Origin of the sequence: Duganella sp. BJB1802, assembly GCF_013369445.1 — a bacterium.
In the GTDB taxonomy this organism is placed as follows: Bacteria; Pseudomonadota; Gammaproteobacteria; order Burkholderiales; family Burkholderiaceae_D; genus Rugamonas; species Rugamonas vulcania_A.
In genome coordinates, this window is sequence record NZ_JABWEF010000011.1 from 195,746 (window position 1) to 218,966 (window position 23,221).

The 23,221-nt window shown below is 66.4% G+C and carries 19 protein-coding genes; 10 read left to right on the forward strand and 9 right to left on the reverse strand.

Going from position 1 to position 23,221, the window contains the following annotated elements:
• Nucleotides 1-46: 46 nt before the first annotated feature.
• Both HUX88_RS18515 and HUX88_RS18520 read right to left on the reverse strand, forming a co-directional pair.
• Nucleotides 47-2,446 carry a bifunctional diguanylate cyclase/phosphodiesterase gene (locus HUX88_RS18515; RefSeq protein WP_176362714.1) on the reverse strand — a complete coding sequence of 800 codons (2,400 nt, stop codon included), beginning with the start codon at nt 2,444-2,446 and terminating at the stop codon, nt 47-49.
• A gap of 14 nt (nt 2,447-2,460) precedes the next feature.
• A complete protein-coding gene (locus HUX88_RS18520; protein ID WP_176362715.1) occupies nt 2,461-3,105 on the reverse strand; it encodes a methylamine utilization protein in 645 nt (214 codons plus the stop codon).
• Nucleotides 3,106-3,269: 164 nt separating this feature from the next.
• Between HUX88_RS18520 and HUX88_RS18525 the strand changes: the two genes are divergently transcribed.
• On the forward strand, nt 3,270-5,090 hold the full coding sequence (locus HUX88_RS18525; RefSeq protein ID WP_229213195.1) for a GGDEF domain-containing protein: 1,821 nt from the start codon (nt 3,270-3,272) through the stop codon (nt 5,088-5,090).
• 5 nt (nt 5,091-5,095) lie between these two features.
• Here the strand turns inward: HUX88_RS18525 and HUX88_RS18530 are convergent, their stop codons facing one another.
• The 7 genes from HUX88_RS18530 to HUX88_RS18560 form a co-directional block, all read right to left on the reverse strand.
• Nucleotides 5,096-6,481 carry a tetratricopeptide repeat protein gene (locus tag HUX88_RS18530; protein WP_176362716.1) on the reverse strand — a complete coding sequence of 462 codons (1,386 nt, stop codon included), beginning with the start codon at nt 6,479-6,481 and terminating at the stop codon, nt 5,096-5,098.
• A gap of 107 nt (nt 6,482-6,588) precedes the next feature.
• The gene (locus tag HUX88_RS18535; RefSeq protein ID WP_117010490.1) at nt 6,589-7,371 is read right to left on the reverse strand and encodes a metal ABC transporter permease; all 783 of its coding nucleotides are present in this window, start codon (nt 7,369-7,371) and stop codon (nt 6,589-6,591) included.
• A complete protein-coding gene (locus HUX88_RS18540) occupies nt 7,368-8,273 on the reverse strand; it encodes a metal ABC transporter solute-binding protein, Zn/Mn family (RefSeq protein WP_176362717.1) in 906 nt (301 codons plus the stop codon). Before HUX88_RS18540 ends, HUX88_RS18535 begins: the two co-directional genes overlap by 4 nt.
• Nucleotides 8,274-8,282: 9 nt before the next feature.
• Nucleotides 8,283-9,767, reverse strand: coding sequence for a hypothetical protein (locus HUX88_RS18545; protein WP_176362718.1), 1,485 nt, complete (start codon nt 9,765-9,767; stop codon nt 8,283-8,285).
• A 75-nt stretch (nt 9,768-9,842) separates the two neighbouring features.
• Nucleotides 9,843-10,190 (reverse strand): hypothetical protein, encoded by a 348-nt coding sequence (locus HUX88_RS18550; protein WP_117010487.1) that lies wholly within the window; start codon nt 10,188-10,190, stop codon nt 9,843-9,845.
• A 55-nt stretch (nt 10,191-10,245) separates the two neighbouring features.
• Nucleotides 10,246-10,866, reverse strand: coding sequence for a PolC-type DNA polymerase III (locus tag HUX88_RS18555; RefSeq protein ID WP_117010486.1), 621 nt, complete (start codon nt 10,864-10,866; stop codon nt 10,246-10,248).
• A 16-nt stretch (nt 10,867-10,882) separates the two neighbouring features.
• Complete coding sequence (locus HUX88_RS18560; protein WP_176362719.1) at nt 10,883-12,133, reverse strand: Hsp70 family protein; 1,251 nt, start codon at nt 12,131-12,133, stop codon at nt 10,883-10,885.
• A 191-nt stretch (nt 12,134-12,324) separates the two neighbouring features.
• On the opposite strand from HUX88_RS18560, the gene HUX88_RS18565 reads away from it, so the two are divergent.
• The 9 genes from HUX88_RS18565 to HUX88_RS18605 all read left to right on the forward strand — a co-directional run bounded on the left by HUX88_RS18565 (nt 12,325) and on the right by HUX88_RS18605 (nt 23,214).
• Nucleotides 12,325-13,458 carry a LacI family DNA-binding transcriptional regulator gene (locus HUX88_RS18565; protein ID WP_176362720.1) on the forward strand — a complete coding sequence of 378 codons (1,134 nt, stop codon included), beginning with the start codon at nt 12,325-12,327 and terminating at the stop codon, nt 13,456-13,458.
• A 3-nt stretch (nt 13,459-13,461) separates the two neighbouring features.
• Entirely contained in the window at nt 13,462-15,636 is a 2,175-nt protein-coding gene (locus HUX88_RS18570; RefSeq protein WP_176362721.1) for an ATP-dependent helicase, read from the forward strand.
• Between the two features lie 114 nt (nt 15,637-15,750).
• Complete coding sequence (locus HUX88_RS18575) at nt 15,751-16,278, forward strand: OmpA family protein (RefSeq protein WP_117010482.1); 528 nt, start codon at nt 15,751-15,753, stop codon at nt 16,276-16,278.
• 62 nt (nt 16,279-16,340) lie between these two features.
• Nucleotides 16,341-17,666 carry a chloride channel protein gene (locus tag HUX88_RS18580; RefSeq protein WP_117010481.1) on the forward strand — a complete coding sequence of 442 codons (1,326 nt, stop codon included), beginning with the start codon at nt 16,341-16,343 and terminating at the stop codon, nt 17,664-17,666.
• A 75-nt stretch (nt 17,667-17,741) separates the two neighbouring features.
• Nucleotides 17,742-19,181 (forward strand): catalase, encoded by a 1,440-nt coding sequence (locus tag HUX88_RS18585; protein ID WP_176362722.1) that lies wholly within the window; start codon nt 17,742-17,744, stop codon nt 19,179-19,181.
• A gap of 61 nt (nt 19,182-19,242) precedes the next feature.
• On the forward strand, nt 19,243-19,974 hold the full coding sequence (locus HUX88_RS18590) for a hypothetical protein (protein WP_117010479.1): 732 nt from the start codon (nt 19,243-19,245) through the stop codon (nt 19,972-19,974).
• Nucleotides 19,971-22,343 carry a hypothetical protein gene (locus HUX88_RS18595; RefSeq protein WP_176362723.1) on the forward strand — a complete coding sequence of 791 codons (2,373 nt, stop codon included), beginning with the start codon at nt 19,971-19,973 and terminating at the stop codon, nt 22,341-22,343. The genes HUX88_RS18590 and HUX88_RS18595 overlap by 4 nt, the downstream gene beginning before the upstream one ends.
• A 57-nt stretch (nt 22,344-22,400) precedes the next feature.
• Nucleotides 22,401-22,826 (forward strand): DUF29 domain-containing protein, encoded by a 426-nt coding sequence (locus HUX88_RS18600; protein ID WP_176362724.1) that lies wholly within the window; start codon nt 22,401-22,403, stop codon nt 22,824-22,826.
• 157 nt (nt 22,827-22,983) lie between these two features.
• Complete coding sequence (locus HUX88_RS18605) at nt 22,984-23,214, forward strand: hypothetical protein (RefSeq protein ID WP_161088589.1); 231 nt, start codon at nt 22,984-22,986, stop codon at nt 23,212-23,214.
• The last annotated feature ends 7 nt before the right edge of the window (nt 23,215-23,221 follow it).

Here is a 23,221-nt window from a genome sequence, read left to right on the forward strand (position 1 = left end):
CCGCCCACCGAAACGCAAATATCCCGGATGGGACGCATGGACTGGATCAACCGCCGATATCGACCTCGTGGCGGGCGGGCGCCTGCCACTTCTCCAGCCATGCGATCAACTGCTCACCGGGGATGGGACGGCTCATGAAGTAGCCCTGTCCCTGGTCGCATCCCAGCTCCGCCAGCAGGCGCCATACGGCCTCGCTCTCGATGCCCTCGGCCACCACGCGCAGGCCCATGTTGTGACCAAGGTCGATGGTCGAGAGGACGATCTTGGTGTCGCCGATGTCGTTCTCCATGTTCAGCACAAAGGACTTGTCGATCTTGAGCTCATTCACCGGCAGGCGCTTGAGGTAGGCCAGCGACGAATAGCCGGTGCCGAAATCGTCGATCGACAAATCGAAGCCCATGGCGCTCAGGCGCTCCAGCGTGTGCTGGGCGCGCACCGGATCGTCCATGATGGCGCTCTCGGTGATCTCCAGGCAGAACGAGGCCGGGGCCAGCTTGTGGCGCGCCAGCGTCTCGGCGAACTTGGCCGGCAGGTCCTGGTCCATCAGGTCGCGCGTGGACAGGTTGACCGATATTTTCAACGGATAGCCCTTGGAGGCCAGCTCCTGGCACAGCTCCGCCGACTTCTCCATCACCCAGCGCGTCAGCACGCGGATAAAGCCGGTCTGCTCGGCGAAGGGAATGAACTCGTCGGGGAACACATTGCCGCGCTCCGGATGCACCCAGCGCACCAGCGCCTCCATGCCCACCACCTTGCCGGTATCGAGCATGATCTTCGGCTGCACGTGCAGGCGGAACTCGTTGCGCTCGATGGCGTTGCGCAGTTCCGTCAGCAGCGACAGGCTCTTCTCGCTGGACTTGTCCATCGCCGCGTCGTAGACCACGGCGCCGTCGTTGCGCTGCTTGGCCGCGTACATCGCCACTTCGGCCATGCTGAGCAAGGCCTCGCCGTCGCTGCCGTGTTCCGGATAGCCGGCGATGCCCAGGCCCGCGCCGATGTCCACCGTCTGGTCTTCCAGCGACAGCGGCGTCTCCAGCGCATGCAGGATCTCTTCGGCCATGCGCAGCGCGGAGTCGCGGTCGGAGGCCGGCAGCAGCACGGCGAATTCGTCGCCTCCCAGCCGCGCCACCTGCGCCGACGACTGGCGCCGGTTGGCCAGCAGCAGCTGCAAACGGCCGGCCACCTGGCGCAGCAAGGCGTCGCCGAAACTGAGGCCCATCACGTCGTTGACGTGCTTGAAGCGGTCAAGGTCCATCATCAGCACGAACACGGTCTCCTCGCGTTTGGCGGCATCGGCCAGCGCGTCGTTCAGCAGCAGCACGAACTGCGCGCGGTTCGGCAGGTTGGTCAGCGTGTCCCAGTACGCCAGCCGGCGGATTTCCTGTTCGCGCTTGGCGATCCCTTCGCGCATGGCGTCGAAGGCATGGGCCAGCGCGCCGATTTCGTCTTCGCGGCTGGTGTCGATCTGGCCCTTGTAATCGCCCTGCTCCAGCCGTCTCGCGGTCACGGCCAGTTCGCTGATCGGCTGGGCAATGCGCTTGGCGGTGAAGACGATGGCCAGCGCCGAGACCACGATGCCGCCCAGCGTCAGCGCGATCAGCCAGCGTTCCAGCCGGCTGTATTCGGCGGTCGCCTCGTCGATCGAGCGGGCCAGCAGCACGTTGGCGGTCTGTCCGCCGTCCTGGCCGATCGCCAGCAGGCGCGCGCTGTACTTGCCGGCGTCCAGCGTCAGGTCGAACGGGCCGGCCGGCGTGGCCTCCATCGCTTGCATCTGGTCGATCACCGTTTGCGCGACGGCGCCACTGAAGGTCGAGCCGACCGCCAGCCACTTGCCCTGCGCGTCGCGGGTCAGCACGCTGGTGTCGAGCGCGCTGACTTCGCGCATGTCGGTGGCCAACTGGCGGTCGATCGGGAAGGTCATCACGATCCAGCCGATGGTGGTCGGCGCCAGGATGGGCATGACCACGATCTGGTAGGGCCGGTGTTCGACGATGGCGATGCCGTTGGCGCCGCCCGAGGATTCGGCGGTATCGAGCATGCTGGCGACCTGCTTCTCCAGCGCGGCCGCCTGCTCAAGGTTGGTGGCGACGCTGATCTTGCGGTCGGCGTTGATCAGCATCGACAGCGAGGCGTGTATGCGCTTGCCGCTGTTGTCCAGCGCCGACAGGATGGTGCTGCGGTCGTTCTCGTCGTTGTTGCCGATGGTGGCCACGAAGGCGGTGTCGCGCGCCAGCAGTCGCGCGCCGAAGCGCAGGCTCTGCGCGTTCTGGTCGAGCAGGCGGCGGAACACCTTGGCGCCGTTCGCCAACTCGCTGCTGATGGACATCCGCGCGTTGTTGTCGATGCCGCGCTGGATCACCAGCAGGCCGATCACCTGCACGGCCACGATCAGCACCAGGAACAGTGTGACGATCCGGCTCTCCAGGCTGCGGAAGCGCATGTGCATGCTCGGGCTGTCCCTCAAAGTGTGGTCGACGAGGCGTCGTCGGCCACGGTCGGTTTCATCGGCAGCTTGAAGGCGGCGCTGGCCGGGGCGTCGCCCGCCTTCACCGTCACCAGCTGTTCCGGCGTGGCGCCGCCGACCGTGTTGTAGTGCCAGGCCTTGACCACGTACTTGCCGCCGGCCGGCAACTCGACGTGGGCGGCGCCGGCGGCGTCGGTCTTGGCGAAGTACGGCGTGTCGACCACTTTGACGTAGGCCAGCATCTTGTCGTGGATATTGCAGCCCAGGACCACGGTGCCCGCCTTGTCGAAGACTTGCGGCGTGGCCGACTGGCCGGAATACAGCTTCTGGTCGAACTTGTGGGCCGGCGAGAACGAATAGATGTGGTGGCGGACCTTGTCGTTATTCGGGAAGAAGATCTTGGCGCCGGTCTGGACCACGGTGACCAGCGGCAGGAACTTCAAGCCCTTCTGCTCGATCTCGGCCGTGGCCGGCGCGCGGCCGCTGGCCTGGCCGCTTTCCGGCTCCACGTAGATTACGGTGTCGGCCAGGGCCTTGCCGCCGGCGTCCTGCACCAGCACGGTGACGCCGGTGGCGCCCGCGCCGGCCGCGCTCAGCAACAACAGGGGAAATACCGTCTGGCGGATGACTTCACGGAGCATGGCGGACCTGGTCTCGTTTTTAAGGTTGAGCTCCGATTGTAGCGCCTGGAAAAAGATCCACGGAGCGGTTTTTCGCAGTTTGCTGAAAAATATTTCCACTGGTCATCAACCGGTCACAAAAAGATACTAATATCGTGCCGTTAAACCGACCTTGGCCACCCACCGTGAACTCCGTACTCAGCTCCAACATCAGCTATCTTCAGCCCAAGGGCGAGGATGAGGAGGCGGTGCTGCGCGCGCATCTGTTCGACATCCTGGTGCGCCGCCAGCTCAGCGCGCTGTTCCAGCCCATCATCCACATGCAGAGCGGCGAGATCATCGCCTACGAGGGCTTGATACGGGGGCCGTCCGACAGCCCGCTGCACGCGCCGATGAACCTGTTCAAGGTGGCGCGCGCCAACGGACTCACGGTCGAGGTCGAGCACCTGTGCCGGCGCGTGGTGCTGGAGCGCTTCGCCGAGCTCGGCCTGCCGGGCAAGCTGTTCCTCAACGTCAGCCCGGAATGCCTGCTGCAGCGCGACGCGCGCCACGGCGAGACGCTGGAGTACATCCACCAGATCGGCATCAACCCGGACCGGGTGATCATCGAACTGACCGAAAACCAGCCGACCTACGACTACGAGCTGATGCGCGACGCGGTGCTCCACTACCGCAACATGGGCTTCCAGATCGCCATCGACGACCTGGGCGAAGGCTTCTCCAGCCTGCGGCTGTGGTCGGAGCTGCGGCCCGAGTATGTCAAGATCGACATGCATTTCATCCAGGGCATCAACCACGATCCGGTCAAGCTGCAGTTCGTGCGCTCGATCCAGGAGATCGCCGACAAGTCCGACACGCTGGTGATCGCCGAGGGCATCGAGACCCAGGCCGAGCTGCTGGTGCTGCGCGATGTCGGCGTCGCCTTCGGCCAGGGCTACCACCTGGGCCGGCCGCACGCCCAGCCCGCGCGCACGGCGCCGGCCGAGGTGGTCAAGGCGCTGGCGCGCAACGGCGTGGCGGTCTACCCGCAGCGCGGCGCCGAGAAGCACGGCGCCAGCATCTCCAAGCTGCTGCATCGGGTGGAGGCGGTGCCGTCCAGCCTGAGCAACAACGAGGTCTACGAGATCTTCGCGCGCCAGCCCAAGCTGCTGATCATTCCGGTGGTGGACGATGGCCTGCCGCTGGGCCTGATCAGCCGCTTCGACATGATCGACCACTTCGCCCGCCCCTACCAGCGCGAGCTGTACGGCAAGAAGTCCTGCAAGCAGTTCATGGACAGCCAGGCGCTGGTCGCCGACAAGGACACCAGCCTGCAGGACCTGAGCTTCCGCATGGCCCAGGCCGACGCCCACCAGCTGTTCAACGGCTTCATCATCACCGACCAGGGCCGCTACCTGGGCATGGGCACCGGCCACGACCTGATGCGCGAGATCACGCAGATGCAGATCACCGCCGCCCGCTACGCCAATCCGCTGACGCAGCTGCCGGGCAATGTGCCGATCAACGAGCACATCGACCGCCTGCTGGAGAGCGGTGCGCGCTTCTGGGTCTGCTATTTCGACCTCGACCATTTCAAGCCGTTCAACGACGTGTACGGCTACCGCCGTGGCGACGACGTGATCCAGCTGACCGGCAAGCTGCTGGCCGAGCGCACCGACGCCGACCGCGATTTCGTCGGCCACATCGGCGGCGACGACTTCATGGTGCTGTTCCAGAGCGAGGATTGGGAGGCGCGCTGCAACGTCATCCTGCAGGAGTTCGGCCGCCACGTGCAGGATTTCTACAGCATCGAGGACCGCGAACGCGGCGGCTACCTCAGCGAGGACCGCCAGGGCAAGAAGGTGTTTTACTCGTTGATGAGCCTATCGATAGGCGCGATCCGGGTCGATCCGCACAAGTACCATACCCACCATCAGATCGCCACCGCCGCCGCTGAATCGAAGAAACAGGCCAAAAAGATCCACGGCAACAGCCTGTTCATGGACCGCCGCCAGCAAACGGCCTGAGCCGGTCACACCGGCCGCGCGCGCGTGGCGTGCGCGGCGCGCCAGCGCCGGGCCGAGGCGGCCGCCACCTCCCTGGCCTGCGGCGTCAGGTCCAGTTCGGCATTCCTGCGGTTGCTGGCGGCGGCCAGTTCGCCGGCCTCGGCCGCCAGCGTCAGCCACATGCAGGACTTCTGGTCGTCGCGCGCCACGCCGCGCCCGCTGCCATACATGCCGCCCAGGTTGAACTGCGCCAGCGCATGTCCCTGCTCGGCCGCCCTGCCGTACCAGCCGACGGCCACCTCCTCGTCGCGCTCCACGCCCAGGCCGTTGGCGTACATCACGCCCAGGTTGTTTTGCGCGCTGGCGTCGCCCTGCTCGGCCGCGCAGCGGTACCAGGCCACCGCGCGCGCCTCGTCCTTGGCCACGCCGTGGCCGTTGGCGTACATGACGCCGACGTTGAACTGGGCGCTGGCCGCGCCCTGCTCGGCCGCCATGCGATACCATTCCAGCGCCCGCTGGTCGTCGCGCGCCACGCCTCGCCCGCGCGCATACATGCCGCCGAGGTTGTACTGGGCCAGCATATGGCCGGACTCGGCCGCGCGGCGATACCACGTGAAGGCGAGCTCGTCGTCGCGCTCCACGCCCTTGCCGTTGGCCAGCATGATGCCGAGGTTGAATTGCGCGTCCGCGTCCTCCTGCTCGGCCGCGCGCACCAGCCAGGCGTAGGCGCGCAAGGGATCGGCCGCCACGCCCTGCCCCTCGGCGTAGGCCACACCCACCAGCCGCTGGGCCACGGCGCATTCCTGCGCCGCCGCCTGCTTGAACCACGCCAGCGCCTGCGCCTCGTTGCGCGCCACGCCGTGACCGTGCTTGTACATCAAACCGAGATTGAGCTGAGCGCTGGCGTCGTTCTGCAGCGCCGCCTTGCGGAACCAGGCCAGCGCCAACGGATAGTTGCGCCGCACGCCGGCGCCGTGGACGTAGGCCTCGCCCAGCAGGGTCTGCGCACTGGCGACGCCCTGCTCGGAGGCGCGGTAGAACCACGACACCGCGGTCTCGTCGTTGCGCGCCACGCCGCGTCCCTTTTTGTACATCTGCCCGAGGTTTTGCTGGGCAGAGACTTCGCCCTGCAGCGCGGCGGCGCGAAACCAGCGCACAGCTTCCTTGTCGTTGCTGGCGACGCCGCGGCCGTTGTAGTACATCACGCCCAGGTGATTCTGCGCGAACGCCAGGCCCTGCTGGGCCGCCTTGAGCATCCAGTAGAATGCGCGCACTTCGTCGCGCGCGACATCCTGCCCTTTTTTATAGACCAATGCCAGATTGAACTGCGCGTAGGGATTGCCGCGCTCAGCCGCTTCCCGGTACCATAAAAAGGTGTCGTAACCTGCCCGTGCCGAGCTTTGATTCTTCATGGTACACCCCTGGCCAACACCACAACATTGTTGGTTAAAGTGTAAAACGCGGTCCCGGCCAGAGTTTGACCGCGCTCAAACGGACCATGATAAAATGTTATCGTTTTTCAGTGATGCGCGACCCGGCGCGTGCCGTCGGGTTTCGGGCCGAACGCGTACACCACCATCGCCAATACCGTCAGGCACCAGACGATCAAGGCGCCCGATGGCAGATCGTAGAGCGTGGACAACACCAGCCCGCTGGCATAGCCCGCTGCGCCAATCAGATAGGCCAGCACCAGCCGCTTCTTGCCGACATAATGGCGCACCGCCAGGCCCGGCACGATCAGGCTGGTGAACACCAGGTACACGCCCACCAGTTGCACCGACGCCGTCACGGCCAGCGCGAAGATCAGGTAGAAGCCCAACCGGCTCAGGCGCTCACGCAGGAAGTACAGCAGCCCGCAGATCACCACCGTGCCGACCGCAGGCAGCAGCAGCTGGTCGTAGCGCACCCACAGGATCTGTCCTGCGAGCAGATCCTGCAAATGTTCGCCGCCGTGCGGATTGTGCGCCACCAGCAGCAAGCCCGCCGTCGCGGCCAGGATGAACATCACACCAATCTGCGCCTCCTGCACTTCCGGCCAGCGCTTCTCGGTCCAGGTCAGCAGTAGCGCGCCGCACACGGCGGCCGCGGCGGCTGCGGCCTGCACCGCCCAGCTCTGCGGATCGAGCTCGGCGGCGCCGGCGACGATCACGCCCAGCGCGGCGATTTGCGCGATCGCCAGATCGATAAACACGATGCCGCGCTTGAGCACCTGTGCGCCGAGCGGAACGTGGGTCAGCAACACCAACAGGCCGGCCAGCAGCGCCGGCGCGATGATCATCAGATCGAGCGATTCAGCGTTCATTTATTGGCTTCCAGCAGGCGTTGTACCGTCGAATCGAACAGGCCGAACAAGTCCTTGCTCTTGTCGTCGCCACCCACCGAGAACGGCAGCACCACGGCCGGTATCTTGGCGTGCTCGGACAGCCACTGCGATGCGCGGCCGTCCTGGTAGGCGGCGCGTATCACCATCTTGGCCGGCGCGCGCTGCAACTGCGACAGCAACTCGGACAAATGGGCCGCGCTCGGCTCCACGCCCGGCTTGGGCTCCAGCGTGCCGACCTGATGCATGCCGAGCCAGCCCATCAGGTACTCCATGTTCTTGTGGTGCTCGACCACGGCCACACCCTTCAGCGGAGCAGCCTGCTTCTCCCACTTGAGCATGGCCGCATCCCAGCGCGCCGCAAAGTCCTTCTGCCGCGTCTGGTAGTAGGCGGCGTTGGCCGGGTCCAGCTCGGCCAGGCGCTTGGCCAGCGCCACAGACACCAGTGCGATGTTGTGCGGGTTCTGCTGGATGTGCGGATTGCCGGCGGCATGGACATCGCCCTCGCTGCGGTCGACCTTACCCGGCACGTCGAGGCGCGGCACGAAGGCGCCAGCCTCGAAATAGCCGGGCTGGCCGGCCGCGATCTTGCTGTTGCCCGATTGCTGGACCAGCACCGGCAGCCAGCCCACTTCCAGTTCCAGCCCGGTGCACACCAGCAGGTTGGCGTTGCGGGTGCGCGCGATCAGGCTCGGCCGCGCCTCGACGCGGTGCGGGTCCTGCAGCGCGTTGGTGGCGCTGGAGACCTTGACCTTGTCGCCGCCGAGCTCGGTGGTCAGCGCTTCCCATTCCGGCTCGCAGGCCAGCACGTTGACGGCCGCGTGGGCCGAGGTGGCCGCCACGCAGGCGGCGGCGATCAGCAGATGTTTGAGTGTGCGTTGCATGCCTGCTCCTTAGAACGAGTGGGCCGCGTGCGTGCCCAGGCTCATGATGTATTGAAGGAAAATCTGGTTGTCGGTCACGCCGGGGCGGGACTGGTCGCGCGCCAATTGCAGGCGCAGGCGCGAGAATTCGGACGGGCTGTAGTCCACCATGAAGCTGCTGCGCGAAGGATTGTAGGCTTGCAGTATCGGCAGGTTGGCCCAGGCCAGCGCGCCGCTGTCGATCAGGCCGATGCGCGGCGAGCCGGACGACAGCCGGTCGTAGCGCAGGCCCGCGCGCCAGGTCGGCATGAACTGGTAGACCCCTTGCAGGTACCAGCCCGACTGCACGCTGCGATAATCGCCGCTGGCCGCCGCGTCGGTGTCGACCGCGTAGTTCAGCGTGCCGGTCTCCTTGCGGCGGAAGTATTCCCCCTGCAGCTTGAAGTTGGTGTTGGTCGGGTTGCCGTTCGGCGCCCATTTGTAGATGGCGTCGGCGATCCAGGTGTTGGACTTGCCGCTGAAGTTGTTGGTCAGGCCCTCGTCCTCGTAGGCGCGCTTCTCGGCGGCGGTGTGCAGGTAGGACAAGCCCGCGCGGTAGCTGGACGATGCGCCGATATCGTCGCCGATGTGGGCGAACACGCTGACGGCGCCGGCGCCGTTCTTGTTGCGGTCGTTGCCGGGGAAGGCCGCGCCGCTGCCGGCCTCCGCGCCGATCTCCAGGAACTGGTCGAGCGGCGCCAGCCACTTGGCCTGCACGCCGTCCGGCTTGTACTGGCCGCCGAGGAAGGCCTGGTACGCCAGCGGCGCGTCGACGAAGTCCCAAGTGTGGGCGTGCTGGCCGTTCAGGTAGCCGATGGCCGACAGGAAGCGGCCGGCCTTGATGTTCAGGCCGTTCTCCATTGCGCGTGTCTGGATGAACGCTTCTTCAACGCTGACCTCGTTCTCGCCGCTCAGCGAGAACGTCAGCTGGCCGGCGAATTGCGGATCGATGTTGGCCGCCATGGTCAGCTCGGATTCGCCCAGGCTGAAGCCTCGCTTGCCGGGGCCGACCTCGCCGCCGCTCGGCGCGAAGCCTTGCAGGCGGTACTGGGACGGATCCTGCTTCAGGTTCTGCAGCGTGCCACCCAGGATCATCGAGATGTTGGGATTGAACAGATTGCTGGCCGGGGCGGCGCCGCTCGCGGACGGCGGCGCGGCGGGCGACTCGACGTAGGCCGCCACGGCAGGCGCGGCGGCCGAGGTGCCAGCGCCTGCTGTTGCGGAAGCAGCCGGCGCGGCGGATGGCGCGCCCGCATTGATCGTGGCCAGCTGCGCCTTGGCGGCGGCGCTGTCCGATTGCGCCTGCTGCAGGCGCTGTTCCATGGCTTGCAGGCGCGCCTCGTAGGCCGCCTTCATTTCGCGGATCTCGGCGCGGATGGCCGCCAGTTCCTTCTGTTCTTTTTTATCTGCGGCATAGGCCTGCGGGGCCGCCACGGCGGCGCTCAGTGCGGCCGCGAGTACGCTGTGTTTCAACATGTGATTTCCTGTGGATGGCTACGATAGACCGCGCCCCTGCTCAAGCGGCAGTGGCGACGGACCAAGGGTGTGCGATCAGGACAGGACGGGCGGCGCTCGCGATCGGAAGCCGCAGACGGTGCGCTGGCAGTCGAGCGGCGCCGGCGCGTGGACCACGGCCACCGACGTATCGGCGGCCAGTGGGAAGGAATAGAAATGGGTATCGGCAGCGGAGGCGATCTGCGCGAACGCCAGGCACTGCGCGCAATTGTGATCGAGCCCCAGCTTGGTGATCCTGCTGGCATCCTCATCCTGCTGCGCGGCGACCTGCACCACGCCGGTCGCGGCCGAAGCGTGCGACAGCGCGTGCGAGTACCCCATCTGCTGGGAGAACACCAGCAGAAGCGACAGCAGCACATAAAGGAAGTTGCGGCGTATGTTCACAAAATACCAACTATCGATACATCAGTGCCGGTATTGTAATGCGAGCCACGGAGTTTTAGCGCACTTTTTGTTTTTCGAGGAAGGCGTGCACCTTGGCGGCCGCCAGCTTGTTGATCGCCACCAGCAGCGAGGTGTCGACGCCGGCCAGGCCGTAGGTCGAGCCGATGTGCTTGCCGATATGGATCAGCACCTCGGCCGCCACCTCCGCATCGGACTCGGCCCGGTGGGCCGCGCTCTTGAAGCGGATGCCCAGCTGGTCCGACAGAGTGCCCAGCTTGTAGCTCGGCAGCTTCGGGAACACGCGGCGCGACAGCTTCAGCGAACACACCAGCGCCTGGTAGCCGGGCGTCAGGCCCAGCCGGGCCGCCTCGGCGCGCAGGAACTTGTCGTCGAAGCTGGCGTTGTGGGCCGACAGCGCATCGCCGCCGATGAAATCGAGCAGCTCCGGCACCACCCGCGACACCGGCGGCGCGCCATCGACCATGGCCTGCGTGATGCCGGTCAGGCCGGTGATGAAGGACGGAATCCGCACATTGCAGTTAATCAGCGACACATAGCGGTCGACCACCTTGCCGCCGACGATGCGCAACGCCGCCACCTCGGTGATGCGGTCGCCCATGTCGGGCGACAGGCCGGTGGTCTCGAAGTCGAGCATGACGATGGGTTGGTCGAGCATGGTGATCCCTTTTTGATTAGCCGAACTTGCGCACGGCGTCCAGCGCCAAACCGGCGCCGATGCTGCCGAACAGGTCGCCTTCAACCTTGCGGGCCGACGGCACCAGCGCACCGATGCGCTCGCGCAGCATCCGCACGCCGCTCGAACCACCGGTGAAGAATACCGTGTCCACGTCGGCCGGCGCCACGCCGGCGTCGCGCAGCAGACTCAGCACCGTGCTCTCGACCGAGCCGACCAGATGGCCGATGGCGTCGTCAAACTGTTCGCGGCACAGCTCCAGCGTCACGGCCGGCGACAGGCGGTCCAGCTCCAGCGTGACTTTCGGCGCGTCGGACAGCGCGATCTTGCCCTCTTCCGACTTCATCGCCAGCCAGTGGCCGGCGCGCTGGTCGATCAGCTTCTGCAGGCGGCCCAGCTTTTCCTGCTCGGCCGAATCGCGCAGCAGGTCGGACAGCTGGGTCCACATCTTCTTGGTGTAGGCCTGGTTGATGGTGTGCCAGGTCGCCAGGTTGAAGAAGTAGCTGGACGGCACCTCGCTGTTGTTGCGCAGCCGGCTGCCATAGCCCAGCAGCGGCATCACGGAAGACAGGCTCAGGTATTTATCGAAGTCGGTGCCGCCGATGTGCACGCCGCCGTTGGCCAGGATGTCGTCGCGCCGTTCGGTCTTCTTGGCGCGCTCGGGCGACAGGCGCACCAGCGAAAAGTCCGAGGTGCCGCCGCCGATGTCGGCGATCAGCACCAGCTCCTCGCGGCTGATCTGCGACTCGTAGTCGAACGCGGCCGCGATCGGCTCGAACTGGAAGGCGATGTCCTTGAAGCCGACGGAACGGGCCACCTCGGCCAGCGTGTCCTCGGCCAACTGGTCGTTTTCCCGGCTGTCGTCGATGAAGTGCACCGGACGGCCGAACACGGCCGACGTGAACTGGCGCCCGGCCGACTGCTCGGCGCGGCGCTTCACCTCACCGATGAACTGCGACAGCAAGGTACGGAACGGCAGCGCGCGGCCGCCCACCTCGGTCTGGCCGTCGATCAGGCTGGTGCCGAGCAAACTTTTCATGGAGCGCATCAAACGCCCCTCGTAGCCGGCCAGATATTCGGCCAGCGCCGCACGTCCGAAGGTGACCTCTTCGTCCTCGGCGTTGAAGAAAACCACCGACGGCAAGGTGGCCTTGCCGTCTTCCAGTTCCAACATCACCGGATGTCCGGGACGCACCCAGCCCACCGTGGAATTTGACGTGCCAAAATCGACGCCGCAAGCATTGGCCATGTCGACCCTTCACGTGAATAAAGGGGCGTTATTTTAGCAGAAATCCCGCGCCCTCAGGAAAAATTGCAGGGAGGCCACACCTGGCTGAATATTTCTTGAAAGAAAAACGATTATTATTGCTATCGAGTAAGATTTTGATTATGCTGGTTTCACTAATAAATAAGCAAGCCGCAGCCTGCAGGCCAGAGACGATGACCAAATCCAAGCCGACCATCCAAGTCTGCGCGACCGAACACAAAGCCAGTATCGCCCGTGAAGCCCGCCGCGTCACCTCGTACGACGTGGCCATCGTGGCCGGGGTGTCGCAATCGGCCGTGTCGCGCTGCTTCAAGCCCGGCGCCAGCGTATCCAAGTCCACCCACGCGCGGGTGATGAAGGCCGCCGCGCTGCTGGACTACATTCCCAACGCCGCCGCCCGCAGCCTGATCACGCGCCGCTCCAACATGGTCGCGGTGCTGATCACCAACAAGTCCAACCTCTACTACCCGGAACTGCTGGCCGAGCTGAGCGAGCAACTGAGCGCGCTGGGCAAGCGCGTGCTGCTGTTCCCGCTGGCGCGCGAGGCCGATGTCGACCGCGTGCTCAACGACGTCTGGCAATTCCAGGTCGACGGCGCGATCGTGGCCGCCCGCCTGTCCGACGACCACGTGGCCGAATTCGAGCGGCGCGGCATGCCGCTGGTGCTGTTCAACCGCACGCTGCGCAACCAGTCGGTCAACACCGTCACCTGCGACCATCTGGAGGCCGGCCGCACGCTGGTCTCGCGCCTGGCCGCCGCCGGCCACCGCCGCTTCGGCATCATCGGCGGTACCACCGACACCACCGTGGCCGGCGAGCGCCGCCGCGGCGCCTGCGAACGGCTGGCCGAGCTGGGCCTGCCGCCGCCGGTGATCGTGCCGGGCGAGTACGACTATGACAGCGGCGCCTCCGGCCTGAAGGCGCTGATCGAGAAAATGGGCGGCGTGCCGGACGTCATCCTGTGCGGCAGCGACGTGATGGCCATCGGCTGCCTCGATTGCGCCCGCCATGAACTGGGCATCGACGTGCCGGGCCAGTTGTCGGTGGCCGGCTTCGACGCGGTCGAGCCATCCAACTGGCTGAGCTACAACCTGACCACGCTGCGCCAGCCCATGCCCAAGATGGCCGCCGCCGCCGCCAACCTGCTGTGCGCCGTCATCGACAGCCGCGAAACGCTGGTGGAACGGCGCCTGTTCAGCGCCCAGTTCATCGAAGGGGCCACCGCGCGCCTGCACCCGAAGCCGCCCGTCACGGCGGCAACGGCGGCATCCGTCACCGGCACCCGCGCGCCGGTCGCTATAATGTAGCGGATGAACGATGCCAATCCTCCCCGCTTCACCCCGCAAGGCCTGATCCCCACACCCGAGCAGACCGCCATCCAGCTGGCGCAGCACAAGGTGGTGCTGGTCGACGCCAACGCCGGCGCCGCCAAGACCACCACGCTGGCGCTGCGCATCGGCGAGGCGCTGGCGCGCAAGCTGGCGCCGGAACAGATCCTGGCGCTGACCTTCACGCCGGAAGCGCGCGACGTCATGCGCCAGCGCCTGCTCGACGTCGGCGTGCCCCACGCGCTGGCCAGCCGCGTCGCCGTGCTGACCTTCGAGGACTTCGCCGCGTTCCAGCTCGACACCATCGACGGCGACGGCCTGCGGCAATGCGCCGAGGCGCGCCAGCTGAAGGACTACGCGCTGGCCGCGATCGACCGCGTGGCCGAGCGCTACGCCGGCCGCCTGGACGGCCTCGATCCGCAAACCCACAGCATCGCGCTGGCCCAGTTCCTCGACGTGCAGCTGCAACTGAAGGCGACCATGGCGCTGGCCGCCGACGTCGAATACATGGGCCTTGAGGACATCGCCGAGCAGATGGGCGTGCCGCTGACCGACTACCTGACCACGGTGGAATACGAGACCCTGCGCCTGGACGGCGGCGCCGGCGCGGTGTTCCGCGGCCCGTTCGACGCCACCTACGACCTGGCCTGCAACCTGCAGGCGGGCGCGCGCCTGGCCGAGCACTTCCCCGACTACCGGCTGGTGCTGTGCGACGAGCTGCACGACCTGAACGAGGCGGCCTTCCGGATCCTCGACGCGCTGATCGCCAGGCCGCAGTGCTTCTTCGTCGGCGCCGGCGACAAGGACCAGGTGATCCACGCCAAGCTGGGCGCCAGCGAGGAATACCTGAACCGCCGCTTCGGCCAGAACTACCCCAAGCTGGTGCGCTACCCGCTGACCTACACCTACCGCCACGGCCCGCACCTGGCCTACGCGATGGCGGAGTTCAAGCAGAAGCCGGTCGAATCGAGCCTGCCGCTGCACACCGAGATCCGCCACGCCCACTACGACAACGCCGCCGCCTGCGCGCAGCAGGCCGTGGCCGCGATCCGGCAATGGAAGGCCGACGGCCACGCGCTCGACGGCTGCGCCATCCTGATCCGCGACCGCCACCAGTCGATGGCGATCGAGAACGCGCTGATCGAGGCCGACATCGACTACCGCACGCCCGCCATGGCCGGCTACCTGCAGCGCGACGAGATCCTGTTCCTGCGCGGCCTGCTGGCGATCGCGCTCAAGGATTTCAGCGCCGTCAAATCGGAGCAGGTGCGTACCGCCATCGTCGACGCCATGGTGGCCTTCAGCGAGATGCGCTTCCCGGCGCGGCGCATGGACAACTTCAAGGCCCAGATCACCAAGGACCCGGCGCTGCTGGGGGAACTGTTCCACATCGACGACGAGCAGCGCGACGGCGACGAGCCGAACTACCGCGACGTCGCCAGCCTGGCCACCAAGCGGGCCGTGATCGCCACCATCGCCTGGCTGTCGGAAGTCGATCCGGCCACACCGGCGGCTGCCGTGCTGACCGAGATGTGCGAGCGCGTCAAGCTGGTGGCGACCGCGCGCCGCATCTTCGTGCGGCCGTACGAGGCGGGCGTGGTCAACAAATCGGTGGCCGGCCTGCTCGACGCGGCGGCCGCCTCCGGCCACACGCTGGCCGAGTTCTGGGCCGCGCTCAACGCGCGCGAAGCCTTCGTGCGCCGCAGGCGCGACCGCAAGGCGGTGCTGATCGAATGCGTGGCCAACGCCAAGGGCAAGGAGTTCGAGCACGTGATCCTGCCCTTCCTGCAGGCCGACGAATTCCCGAACCCGACGCAACCGAAGGCCGAGGAGGAAAACCTGTTCTACGTCGGCGCCACCCGCGCCCGCGCGCGCCTCACGCTGCTCTCGCCGGCCGACGCCGCGCTGCGCAGCGGCTTCATCGCGCAGATGCGCCTGCAGAAATCGGCTGCGGCGGCCGAGGCCGCCATCGCCCGCAACCAGGCCAGGCCGGCCGCGCCGTTGGCCGCCCCGGCCGCGCGCCAATACCTGACCGCCACCTATCAGGAGAAGGACCAGGTCAAGGCCCTGGGCGCCCAGTTCGACATCACGCGCCGCGCCTGGTACGTGGAAGCGGGCAAGGATCTGGCCCCTTTTTCGCCTTGGATAAAAAAATAATGCAGCAAGCCAATACTTCTGAGGGAAACCCTTATATAATGTCGGTCGCGGCTGGTGTCCAAGCCTCACACCCCATGCAAGTCCAAAACAATTGAACTATTTCGGGAGTATTCCATGAAAGCACAACAAAAAATCCTGCTGGCATCCTGCGCACTGGCTGTTCTGAGCGCTTGCAGCACCCCAGCACCAGTCGTCGCTCCAGCACCGGCACCAGAGCCAGTCAAAGCCGCACCGGCCGCACCAGCACCAGCTCCAGTGGCCGCTCCAGTCGCCGTGTCGCTGCCAGCCTACCTGGACCCGAACAGCTCGATCTACAAGAACCGCAGCGTGTTCTTCGACTTCGACAAGTACAACGTCAAGCCTGAGTTCAACGCCCTGGTCGCCGACCACGGCAAGTTCCTGTCGTCGAACCCTAACGTGTCGGTCAAAGTCGAAGGCAACACCGACGAACGCGGCGGCGCGGAATACAACCTGGCCCTGGGCCAGCGCCGCGCGCAAGCCGTGATCACCGCCCTGAAAGTACAAGGCGCGAAAGACGGCCAGATGGAAGCCATCAGCTACGGTAAAGAAAAAGCCTCCGGCAAGGACGACGCCACCCGCGCCCAGAACCGCCGCGCAGACATCGTCTACCCAAGCAAGTAAGCATCCCCTCCAACGCCCGGCCGCAAGCCGGGCGTTTTTACTTGGGCGCCCGGTTTCAGCCTATGCAGACCAAGCACAATATCCGCCGCGCTTTCCGCAAGGAGTTCAGCGACTGGCGCGTCTGGGGCTCACGCAGCCTGGTGGTGGCCTTCGCCGCCCTCGCCGGCCTGGTGGTGGTTGGCTTTACCTGGTTGTCCGAGCACGCCTTCGAACAATTCGTGGCGCTGTGCGCATGGCACTGGTGGGCACCCTTGCTGTGGACGCCGCTGGCCACCGCCGCCATCGTCTGGCTGACGCGCCGCTATGTGCCCGGCGCCGCCGGTTCCGGCATCCCGCAGGTGATGGCGGGACTGGAGCCCGGCGTCGCCAGCCACCAACTGGGCTTGTTCGTCTCGCTCAAGCTCAGCGTCGCCAAACTGGTGCTGACTGCGGCCGGCTTCCTGGCCGGCCTCTCGCTGGGCCGCGAGGGGCCGTCGGTGCAGGTCGCGGCCGGCGTCATGCTGGCGGCGCGCCGCTGGCTGCCGGAACGCAGCGCCGTCACCGCCCACGGGCTGCTGGTGGCGGGCGGCGCGGCCGGCATCGCCGCCGCCTTCAACACGCCGCTGGCCGGCGTCATGTTCGCCATCGAGGAATTGTCGCGCACACCGGAGCAGCGCAGCAGCGGCCTGCTGATGGCCGCCATCGTGCTGGCCGGCCTGATGGCGGTCTCGGTCAACGGCAACGCCACCTACTTCGGCATGATCCACGCCGCCGGCATCGACCTGTCGCTGGTGCTCCCAGGCCTGCTGGTGACGCTGCTGAGCGGCCTGGCGGGCGGCCTGTTTTCGCGCCTGCTGCTGGCTTCCCTGAGCGGAACCTCGCCGGACTGGTTCAGCCGGATGCGGCTGCGTTGGCCGGTCATCTTCGCCGCCGGCTGCGGCCTGGCCATCGCCGGCATCGGCCTGCTGTCGGGCGGCGCCGTCAACGGCAGCGGCTACAGCCACACGCGGGCGATGATCGACGGCTCCGGCCACAGCCCCGCCATCTTTTTCTTCTTCAAATTCATCGCCACCTGGCTGACCGCATGGTCCGGCGTACCGGCCGGGATCTTCGCGCCTTCGCTGGCGATCGGCGCGGCGCTCGGCAACGACATCGCCCAATTGCTCGCCTATCCCCAGGCCAGCGCCTTGATCGCGCTGGGCATGGTAGGCTTCCTGGCGGCGGCGACCCAGGCGCCGCTGACCTCCTTCATCATCGTGATGGAGATGGTGGACGGCCACGCGATGGTGCTTAGCCTGATGGCCTGCGCCATGATGGCGCGCACGGTGGCGCGCGTGCTCAGTCCACCGTTGTATCCGACCCTGGCGCTGGCGCAGATGCAGCGTCTTCCGGCGGCGCACTCTCCCTAATGGGGGCTGCGCGGCGGGCCGCGCTTGGTTATGCTGGCGTTTTCCATTCACCCTCAACACCGCTGAAGGAACGACATGAAGAACCTCACCACCGCAGCCGGCGCGCCGGTCGTCGACAATCAGAACATCCAGACCGCCGGCCCGCGCGGCCCGGCGCTGCTGCAGGACGTATGGCATCTTGAAAAGCTGGCCCACTTCGCGCGCGAGGTGATCCCGGAGCGCCGCATGCACGCCAAGGGCTCGGGCGCCTTCGGCACCTTCACCGTCACCCACGACATCAGCCGGTACACGCGCGCGGCGCTGTTCTCCGAAGTGGGCAAGAAGACCGACATCTTCATGCGCTTCTCCACCGTGGCCGGCGAACGTGGCGCGGCCGATGTGGAACGCGATATCCGCGGCTTCGCCGTCAAGTTCTACACCGAGCAAGGCAACTGGGACGTGGTGGGCAACAACACGCCGGTGTTCTTCTTCCGCGATCCGCTCAAGTTCCCGGACCTGAACCACGCCGTCAAGCGCGATCCCAAGACCAATCTGCGCAGCGCCGAAAACAATTGGGACTTCTGGACCCTGCTGCCGGAGGCACTGCACCAGATCACCATCGTCATGAGCGATCGCGGCATCCCGAAAGGCTACCGCCACATGCACGGTTTCGGCAGCCACACCTTCAGCTTCATCAGCCCGAAGAATGAGCGCTTCTGGGTCAAGTTCCACTTCGTCTGCCAGCAGGGTATCGAGAACTTCAGCGACGCCGAAGCGGCTGACGTGGTGGGCCGCGACCGCGAAAGCTCGCAGCGCGACCTGTTCGACGCCATCGAGAACAAGGACTTCCCACGCTGGAAGCTGGCGGTGCAGATCATGCCGGAAGCCGAGGCCTCCAAGGTGCCGTACAACCCCTTCGACCTGACCAAGATCTGGCCGCACAAGGACTACCCGCTGATCGACGTCGGCGTGCTGGAACTGAACCGCAATCCGGAGAACTACTTCGCGGAGGTCGAGCAGTCGGCCTTCTCGCCGGCCAATGTGGTCCCCGGCGTCAGCTTCTCGCCGGACCGCATGCTGCAATCGCGCCTGTTCTCGTATGGCGACGCGGCCCGCTACCGCCTGGGCGTGAACCATCACGCGATCCCGGTCAACGCGCCGAAGTGCCCGTTCCACAGCTACCACCGCGACGGCGCCATGCGTACCGACGGCAACCACGGCGCCAGCACCTCGTATGAGCCGAACAGCCATGGCGAATGGCAGCAACAGCCGCAGTTCGCCGAACCGCCGCTGTCGCTGGAAGGCGCGGCCGGCCACTGGGATCATCGCGTCGACACCGACTACTACTCGCAGCCGGGCAATCTGTTCCGCCTCCTGACGGCCGAGAAAAAGCAGCTGCTGTTCGAGAACACGGCGCGCGCCATCCACGGCGTGTCGAAGGCCGTGCAGCAGCGGCACATCCACCACTGCACGCAGGCCGATCCAGCCTACGGCGCGGGCGTGGCGGCGGCCATCGCCGCGCTGGAAGGCAAATAGATCAATCTTGCGTAAATAATAAACATCGGTAAAATGGGGCACCTTGTCGCCCCGTTTTCCGATGCCCTCCCTTTTTCTTCGCCTTATCCTCAGCGCCCTGCTGCTTTGCCACTGCGCCGCGCGCGCGCAGGCAGTCGCCTGGCTGTGGGATGAAGCCCTGCTGCCTTCGTGGTCCACCACCGAGGCGGCGGTCCTGCAACGCCACATCCTGCTGACCGGCGACGCCGTGCGTACGCGTCCGCGCATGCGCCAGCCCGCGATGCCCGCCGCCACGCGGATCACGCCGGTGCTGCATGTCGAAGTGAGCACCGTCAACCCGCCGCAGGACATTGAAGCCAGCCGCGCGATCATCGTGCACGCGCTGCTCGACGCGGCCGCCGCCAGCACCTCCGGCTGGGTGCAGCTGGACATGGAAGCCAAGCCGTCGCAACGCGAGTTCTATCGTTCGCTGGTGCGGCAGCTGCGCGGCGCGCTGCCGCCGCAGATCAAATTGAGCGTGACCGCGCTGGCCTGGTGGTGCCGCTCGCCGGCCTGGCTGGACGGACTGGCCGCCGACGAGGTGGTGCCGATGTTCTTCCGCATGGGCCGGGACAGCGCCACCATGCGCGACATCGTCGAACAATCGCCCGCCACGCTGCACGCCAGCTGCCGCGCGGGCAGCGCGGGCTTCTCGCCGCAGGAACCCTTCGCGCCGCAGGTGGCGGCGCGCTATCGCAAAACCTACTGGTTCGACCGCTACGCGTGGAAGCGCGACGGTGCGGACCTGCCGCCGCTTTCAAGGAGCTCCCCATGATCAAACCTCTACGCCCACTCGTCATCGCCACGGCGCTGCTGGCCTGCGCCCACGCCGCCGCCAGCAGTGGCGGCCCGTGGGATCCCTACGTCAACCGCAGCGGGCCGGATATCGCGCTCAACCGCTATCAATCCGGCGAACTGGGCGTGCTGCTGCCCAGCTACGACCGCATGTACCTGTACACCGCCTGGCGCACCGTGCAACTGGGCGCCGACGGCTTGAAGTCCGTGCCCAATCCGCAGGGCGGCCTGCTGCGCGCCATCGGCAGCCGCAATGGCGGCTGGGTCGATGCCACCGAGGGCAAGAAGGTCTATGGCGCCTGGCTGGCCGCCGTCGGCGCCGCGTTGAAGCAGGCGCCCGCAGCGCCCAAGGCCGACGACAGCATGGCCAACGGCTACCTGAATTGTCCGCTCGGCGGCTACACCTTCGCCACGTCCACGCTGAACGACCTGGCGCGCCGTCCCGATGCGACGCCGGCGCGTCTCAACGCATGGGTGGCGACGCAGCGGCAGGTCTTCAAATTCTGCGGCGACGATGTGGATGCGCCACGCAACCGCTTCGATGAAACCAAACGCGTGATCCCCGCGCCGGCCGAGCTGCCCGCCACGGAAGCGCTGTACTGGCGCCAGGTGCAGCAATATCAGCTGGCCTCCGCCGCGTTCTACGGCGAGAACTACCCCTTGAGCGCCAACCTGTTCGCCAGGATCGGCGCCACCGACAAGCATCCGCTGCGCCAGTGGGGCGAGTATCTGAGCCTGCGCTCGCAGGCGCGCGCCGCCACGTATGTCCCGGGCCCGAACGCCGACCAGGCGGCCTGGCAGGAACGGCTCGACGCGAAGCGCGAAAGTCCGGCCGCCGCCGCGGCACGCCTGGCGGCGGCGCAGAAGAAGCTGGCGGCGATACAGGCCAGCGCCGATCATATCCTCGCCAACCCGGAACTGGCGTCGCTGCACGAGGCCACCCGCGCCATCGTGCGCAGCATGCAGGTGCGGCTCACGCCTACGCTGCGCTTCGCGGAACTGAGCAAGTTGCTGGACGATCCGCGCGCCAATCCGTACCAGGACGATCATCTGGGCGACTGGCGCGTGCTGGCCAACGACCTGCTGCAGCCGCCCGGCGCCGACCAGACCGACGCCCGCCCCGCCCTGCGCGCCAGCGCCGGCTTCATCGACTGGCTGCAGACCGTCCAGCAATGCCAGGAGTACGAGGCCAAACGCAGCTGCGCGGTGGAGCGCGCGCACGCGGTCGACCTGTGGAACCGCTACGCCAAGGAGGGCAACAAGGCGCAGGCTCGCGTGTGGCTGCTGGCCGCCGTCATGTTGTCCGAGAGGCTGACGCCGGAGCTGGAGAAGGCGGCGCAGCAGGTGGCGTCCGGCACGCCCGAATACCTGACCATGCGCCACGCGCTGGCCCGCCACTACCGCTTGAGCAATCAGGCCGACAAGGCGCGCGCGGTGGGCGATGCGGCGTTGGCCGGCCCCGCGCTGGCGACCAGCAATTCGAGCAGCACGCGCAACCAGTTCCTGCAGGAGCGCTTCGCGGTGGCGTCGTCGCCGGCGGACGCCGCCAACTATCTGCTGCGCACCGCCAGCCGCGATCTCGATCCCGACACGGGCGAACAGGCCAAGGCCAGCGAGGAAGGCGGCGCCGACAAGGTCCGCGTGGACGTCGCGGCGGACGGCACGCGATGGCTGAACAGCGGCCTGTCGGTGGCTGACCTGTCGGCGCTGGCCGCGAACACCAAACTGTCCAAGCCCTTGCGCACGCAGATCGCCGTGGCGGCGTGGATGCGCTCCGACCTGCTGGGACAGGACGAAGCGGCGTTGAACGCGGCCCAGCAGATCGAGCAGAACGCGCCGGTGCTGGCGCCCGTCATGCAGAAGTACCGCAAGCTGGCCGGCACGCCGGAGCACCGCTACTGGATGCTGCTGAACGCCGTGAAGTATGGCCTGTCGCCGATGTACAGCGGCGCCACCGCCGAGATCAAGATGCGCGCACCGGACGAGACGCTGGCCGACATGTGGTGCAAGCTGCCCGCCAAGCCCGGCGCCAGCTACGGCGAAAACATCGACGCCGAACATACGCTGCCGATGCCCGAGCTGGGCAACAGCGCCGCGCGCAACCAGGAGCTGGCGCAGCTCGCCGGCCTGAAGACGGCCACCGGCTACATCGGCGACTACGTCATGCGGCGCGCCACCGCCGTGCCGACCGACCCGGAACTGCCATGGCTGCTGTACGTGACCGTGCAATCGACACGCGGCGGCTGCCTGGACGCCGACGCCAAGACGCTGTCGAAGAGCGCGTTCACCCTGCTGCACAAGCGTTACAAGAACAATGAATGGGCGCGCAAGACCCCGTATTTCTATTGAGTGGCATCAAACGCGGGAAGCGGCATAGGATTAGCCTGACGACTCTGGAGGTGCGACATGCATACCTACGACGAGGATCTGGCGCTGTGGATGGACGCACAAATCCAACTGCTGCTGGAACACAGGTTCGCCGAGCTGGACGTGGACAACCTGGTCGCGGAGCTCGATGGCATGAAAAAGCAATATGAGCACGAACTGGACAGCCGGCTGACGGTGTTGATCATGCACCTGCTCAAGTGCCAGTATCAAAAGGACTATCCGCAAAACAAATGGAGGTCGACGCTCATCGAGCAGCGCTACCGCCTTTCGCGATTGCTGAAGACCAGCCCCAGCACACGAAAACTGGTTCCGAAATACGCCACCGAATGTTATCCGATCGCCCGCCGCCGCGCCGCGGAGGAAACCGGCCTCGGCGAAGACGTGTTTCCGCACAGCCTGCCCTATTCCATCGAACAACTAATGGATCAGGCTTTCATGCCATAACCGCGAAAAACGATGTAAAAACGCAACAGAATCTATCTTTTAGGCATCTAAATCGAGATTCCCATGGCTTGGGTGAACTAGCGCACATTCAAACGGGGGCGGGCCGGGGCAAAATAGGGCCGCATACTAATTAACCCTTGCCAGTCTCGCCGCCACCATGACTACTCTGATATCTGCCACCTACGCCCTGCACAGACAGAAAATCGCCGTGGAACGAACGCTGTGTGCGCGTTCGGCGGAAGAATCCCAGCTGGCGGCCCGCTGGGCCGGCGCCTGGCACAAGCTGGTCCAGCGCAAACTGGACCAGGCCGAGGCCATGTCGGCCGCGCCGTTCATGAACTACACCGGCTTCAGCGTGCAGCCCGCCGCAGTGCGGGTGCTGCACTAAGCTCCCC

Bases quoted from the DNA above. Each gene is read 5' to 3' on its own strand.
- HUX88_RS18515 (WP_176362714.1), bottom strand. From the start codon at position 2,446: ATGCACATGCGCTTCCGCAGCCTGGAGAGCCGGATCGTCACACTGTTC.
- HUX88_RS18520 (WP_176362715.1), bottom strand. From the start codon at position 3,105: ATGCTCCGTGAAGTCATCCGCCAGACGGTATTTCCCCTGTTGTTGCTG.
- HUX88_RS18530 (WP_176362716.1), bottom strand. From the start codon at position 6,481: ATGAAGAATCAAAGCTCGGCACGGGCAGGTTACGACACCTTTTTATGG.
- HUX88_RS18535 (WP_117010490.1), bottom strand. From the start codon at position 7,371: ATGAACGCTGAATCGCTCGATCTGATGATCATCGCGCCGGCGCTGCTG.
- HUX88_RS18540 (WP_176362717.1), bottom strand. From the start codon at position 8,273: ATGCAACGCACACTCAAACATCTGCTGATCGCCGCCGCCTGCGTGGCG.
- HUX88_RS18545 (WP_176362718.1), bottom strand. From the start codon at position 9,767: ATGTTGAAACACAGCGTACTCGCGGCCGCACTGAGCGCCGCCGTGGCG.
- HUX88_RS18555 (WP_117010486.1), bottom strand. From the start codon at position 10,866: ATGCTCGACCAACCCATCGTCATGCTCGACTTCGAGACCACCGGCCTG.
- HUX88_RS18560 (WP_176362719.1), bottom strand. From the start codon at position 12,133: ATGGCCAATGCTTGCGGCGTCGATTTTGGCACGTCAAATTCCACGGTG.
- HUX88_RS18565 (WP_176362720.1), top strand. From the start codon at position 12,325: ATGACCAAATCCAAGCCGACCATCCAAGTCTGCGCGACCGAACACAAA.
- HUX88_RS18570 (WP_176362721.1), top strand. From the start codon at position 13,462: ATGAACGATGCCAATCCTCCCCGCTTCACCCCGCAAGGCCTGATCCCC.
- HUX88_RS18575 (WP_117010482.1), top strand. From the start codon at position 15,751: ATGAAAGCACAACAAAAAATCCTGCTGGCATCCTGCGCACTGGCTGTT.
- HUX88_RS18580 (WP_117010481.1), top strand. From the start codon at position 16,341: ATGCAGACCAAGCACAATATCCGCCGCGCTTTCCGCAAGGAGTTCAGC.
- HUX88_RS18585 (WP_176362722.1), top strand. From the start codon at position 17,742: ATGAAGAACCTCACCACCGCAGCCGGCGCGCCGGTCGTCGACAATCAG.
- HUX88_RS18590 (WP_117010479.1), top strand. From the start codon at position 19,243: ATGCCCTCCCTTTTTCTTCGCCTTATCCTCAGCGCCCTGCTGCTTTGC.
- HUX88_RS18595 (WP_176362723.1), top strand. From the start codon at position 19,971: ATGATCAAACCTCTACGCCCACTCGTCATCGCCACGGCGCTGCTGGCC.
- HUX88_RS18600 (WP_176362724.1), top strand. From the start codon at position 22,401: ATGCATACCTACGACGAGGATCTGGCGCTGTGGATGGACGCACAAATC.
- HUX88_RS18605 (WP_161088589.1), top strand. From the start codon at position 22,984: ATGACTACTCTGATATCTGCCACCTACGCCCTGCACAGACAGAAAATC.